Source organism: Halomonas sp. 707D4 (assembly GCF_024158685.1).
Lineage (GTDB): Bacteria > Pseudomonadota > Gammaproteobacteria > Pseudomonadales > Halomonadaceae > Vreelandella.
In genome coordinates this window covers 1-3,791 of sequence record NZ_JAMZBD010000313.1, presented here as the reverse complement: position 1 = coordinate 3,791, position 3,791 = coordinate 1, and the positions used below count along the sequence as shown (strand labels likewise).

Annotated in this window: 4 protein-coding genes; 1 reads left to right on the top strand and 3 read right to left on the bottom strand. The window is 64.7% G+C overall.

What is annotated here, in order from left to right; genetic code table 11:
* Nucleotides 1–116: 116 nt before the first annotated feature.
* Together cysT and cysP are read right to left on the bottom strand one after the other, a co-directional pair.
* Nucleotides 117–971 (bottom strand): sulfate ABC transporter permease subunit CysT, encoded by an 855-nt coding sequence (gene cysT / locus BIS11_RS12730; RefSeq protein WP_253423760.1) that lies wholly within the window; start codon nucleotides 969–971, stop codon nucleotides 117–119.
* A 9-nt stretch (nucleotides 972–980) separates the two neighbouring features.
* A complete protein-coding gene (gene cysP / locus BIS11_RS12725) occupies nucleotides 981–2,012 on the bottom strand; it encodes a thiosulfate ABC transporter substrate-binding protein CysP (RefSeq protein WP_253423762.1) in 1,032 nt (343 codons plus the stop codon).
* A gap of 270 nt (nucleotides 2,013–2,282) precedes the next feature.
* On the opposite strand from cysP, the gene rpe reads away from it, so the two are divergent.
* On the top strand, nucleotides 2,283–2,981 hold the full coding sequence (gene rpe / locus BIS11_RS12720; protein WP_253423765.1) for a ribulose-phosphate 3-epimerase: 699 nt from the start codon (nucleotides 2,283–2,285) through the stop codon (nucleotides 2,979–2,981).
* Nucleotides 2,982–2,991: 10 nt separating this feature from the next.
* Here rpe and BIS11_RS12715 read toward each other — a convergent pair.
* Nucleotides 2,992–3,791, bottom strand: an 800-nt coding sequence (locus tag BIS11_RS12715; RefSeq protein WP_253586184.1) for an NAD(P)/FAD-dependent oxidoreductase, incomplete at its 5' end; no start/stop codon positions are given.

Here is a 3,791-nt window from a genome sequence, read left to right as displayed (position 1 = left end):
GGAGAACGCCTGGGCGAAAATGGCGATGAGCGGCAGCAGCAGAAAAAGCGCCGACAGCAGCACCGCGGCAGTGATGAGAAGGCGCCGAACCGCCGGCGCGTCTCCGACACGACGCATCAGGTGGACCCTCCATGCAGGCGGCGGACAAAGCGCCCCTGCCAGACGTTGATCGCCAGCAGCAGGGCGAGCGAGGTGAACAGCACCACTGAGGCGATCGCCGAGGCGCCGGCATAGTCGTACTCCTGCAGGCGCACGAAGATCATCAGCGCGGTGATCTCGGTTTCATAGGGCATGTTGCCGGCAATGAAGATGATCGCGCCGAATTCACCCAGCGAGCGCACGAAGGCAAGCCCGGTGCCGGTGACCAGCGCCGGCCACAGGTGCGGCATGATCACCCGGCGAAAGGCCACGGCGTCGGTGGCGCCGAGCGACATCGCCGCCTCGTCGATCTCGCCGGGCAGATCCTCCAGCACCGGCTGCACCGTGCGCACCACGAAGGGAATGCTGGTGAAGGCCATGGCCAGCGCAATCCCGACCCAGGTATAGGCGACCTGAATGCCGAGCGGCGCCAGAAGCTCCCCCATCCAGCCATTGCCGGCGTAGAGGGTGGCCAGCGTAATGCCCGCCACCGCGGTAGGCAGCGCGAAGGGCAGATCCATCAGCGCGTCGAGCAGGCGCTTGCCGGGGAACTCGTAGCGCACCAGCACCCAGGCCAGCAGCAGGCCGAACACCGCGTTGACCAGCGCCGCCACCGCCGCCGCGCCCACGGTGACCAGGTAGCTTGCCACCACGCGGCCTTCCGTGATGATCGCCCAGTACTGGGCGAGGCTCAGCGTCGAGAGCTGGCCGAAAAGCCCGGTGATGGGTAAAAGCAGTACCAGTGAAACGAAGGTGACACTGATTCCCATGGACAGGCCAAAACCCGGCAGCACGCGGGTGCTGCCGGATCGGCGAAAGATCAATGATCGCATGGCTTGCCGTTAGCGACGCTGGAGCTGGTCGAGCATGGCGCCGCTTCCAAAATGGGTTTCCATGATGTCGTCCCAGCTGCCGAACACGTCTTCGACGTTGAACAACTCGGTTTTCGGGAAGTCGTCGGCGAACTCTTCCACCACGGTCTCATCGTGAACGCGGTAGTTGAAGCCGGCAAGGGTGCGCTGGGCCTCTTCGGTGTAGAGGTACTCGAGATAACCCTGGGCGAGGTCCTCGTTGCCGTTACGCTCGGCGTTGGCGCTCACCACCGCGACCGGAAACTCCGCCAGCACGCTCATTGGCGGCACCACGACTTCGTAGTCGTCGCTGCCGTACTCGCGGCGGATGTTGTTGACCTCGGACTCGAAGCTGATCAGCACGTCGCCGATGCCGCGCTCGATGAAGCTCGTGGTCGCCCCGCGACCGCCGGTATCGAACACCGCCACGTTGGCCAGAAGCTGGCGCATGAACTCCTGGATCTGCTCGTCGTCGCCGTCGAACTCACGGTCGGCGAAGCCCCAGGCGGCGAGATAGGTGTAGCGCGCATTGCCCGAGGTCTTGGGATTGGGGAATACCAGCGAGACGTCCTCCTTCACCAGATCATCCCAGCTTTCGATGCCCTTGGGGTTGTCCTTGCGCACCAGAAACGCGGTGGTGGAGTAGTAGGGCGAGGCGTTGTTCTCGAACGCGCTCTGCCACTCCTCGTCGACCAGGCCGGCGTCCGCCAGCACGTCCACGTCGGTCACCTGGTTGAAGGTGACCACGTCTGCGCGCAGGCCCTGCATGATGGCGCGCGCCTGGGCGGAGGAGCCACCGTGGGACTGGCTGACGCTGACGGTTTCGTCGTGCTCTTCCTGCCACCAGGCGACGAAGTCCGGGTTGATGGCGACGAACAGCTCGCGAGCGATGTCGTAGGAGGAGTTCAGAAGCTCGCGCTCCTGGGCCGTGGCGGTGCCGGCGGCACCCAGGGCCGCAGCGGAGAGCGCCAGGGCAAGTACCGACCGGGTAACGCGTGCGTTGGAGAGACTGGCTGAGCGCATGGAAGTTTCCTGTATAAGTAAGGCGGAACGTCGACCGCGCCAGGACCACTGTCCTTATACCGGCGGGCGTTCTTGCCATAGACGTTTTGGCGATAAGACAAGGTTAAACCTGACCTTCGGGAATTACAATCGGGGTTTATATTCGATCTGGGAATAACCATCGTTCGGTGAATAGGGGTGACCCTACCTGAGCTTTGTCATCCGCTCTGTTACCATACGCCCCGTTCAAGGCGTCCACTGTCGTGACGCTGCCCAGTACAGGAGCGCTCCATGCCCGCCGCGCAGGATTTTCTCATTGCCCCGTCGATCCTTTCCGCCAACTTCGCTCGTCTGGGCGAGGAGGTGGACAACGTGCTGGCCTCCGGGGCCGACATCGTTCACTTCGACGTGATGGACAACCACTACGTGCCCAACCTGACCATCGGGCCGATGGTGTGCAAGGCGCTGCGCGATCACGGCGTCACCGCACCCATCGACGTGCACCTGATGGTCAAGCCGGTAGATCGCATGATCAGCGACTTCATCGACGCCGGCGCCAGCTACATCACCTTCCACCCGGAAGCCTCGGAGCACATCGACCGCTCGCTGCAGCTGATCCGCGACGGCGGCTGCAAGGCGGGGCTGGTCTTCAACCCGGCAACGCCGCTTTCCTATCTCGATTACGTGATGGACAAGATCAACATGGTGCTGCTGATGAGCGTCAACCCGGGCTTCGGCGGGCAGTCGTTCATCCCGGCGACGCTCGACAAGCTCAAACAGGCGCGCCGACGCATCGACGAAAGCGGCCGAAACATCCGCCTGGAGGTCGACGGCGGTGTGAAGGTGGACAACATCGGCGAGATCGCCCGGGCGGGCGCGGATACCTTCGTGGCGGGCTCGGCGATCTTCAACGCGCGTAATGCGAACGACCCGCACGGTTACGATTCGGTCATCGCCTCGCTGCGCGAGGCGATGGCAGGCGCTGAGTGAAACCTTTCGTCTAGTGAAGCTTCATGCGCGGCTTGAGGTAGCGGTTGAGCTTGTCGACCAGCCAGGTGAGCCCGGTACGCGGCGCGCCGTGGATCGAGAGCTGGTGCATGCGGTAGAGCGAGGCGTAGGCGTTGCGCGCAAGCCAGCCTTCGAGAAACAGCCCGCGTGAGGCGGAGCCGCGCATCAGGTTTCCCACCGCATCGTAGCGGGCGAGCGACACCAGCGAACCGTGATCCTTGTACTTGAAGGGCGCAAGCGGCTTGCCCTCCAGCGCCCTGGCGAGGTTCTTGGCCAGGGCCGTGGCCTGCTGGTGCGCCGCCTGGGCGCGTGGTGGCACCGTGGCGTCCTCGCCCTGGGGGCAGCTCGCGCAATCACCCATGGCGAAGATGTGCGGGTCGTCGACGCTTTGCATGGTCTGCTCGACGCACACCTGGTGCTTCTTGTTCACCGTCAGCCCCAGTTCGGCCAGGAAAGGGGGCGCCATGATGCCCGCCGCCCAGACGTTGAGGTCGGTCTCGATCTCCTCGTCGTCGCCGGTCACCAGGCGATCGGCCTCGGCGCGCTTGATGGCGGTGTCGACGTGGATATTGACGCCCAGGCGCTCGAGCTCCTGGTGAACGGTCTGGCTGACCCGTTCGGAGAGCCCGGGCAGGATGCGCGGGGCGGCCTCGATCAGGTGGACGCTCAGCTGGTCGCTGTCGACGTTGGTCACCCCGTAGGCGTTGAGCAGGCGCGAGACGTCGAGCAGCTCGGCGGCGAGCTCGACCCCGGTGGCGCCGCCGCCGACGATGCCCACGCTCAGCGTGGTGT

Bases quoted from the DNA above. Each gene is read 5' to 3' on its own strand.
- cysT (WP_253423760.1), bottom strand. From the start codon at position 971: ATGCGATCATTGATCTTTCGCCGATCCGGCAGCACCCGCGTGCTGCCG.
- cysP (WP_253423762.1), bottom strand. From the start codon at position 2,012: ATGCGCTCAGCCAGTCTCTCCAACGCACGCGTTACCCGGTCGGTACTT.
- rpe (WP_253423765.1), top strand. From the start codon at position 2,283: ATGCCCGCCGCGCAGGATTTTCTCATTGCCCCGTCGATCCTTTCCGCC.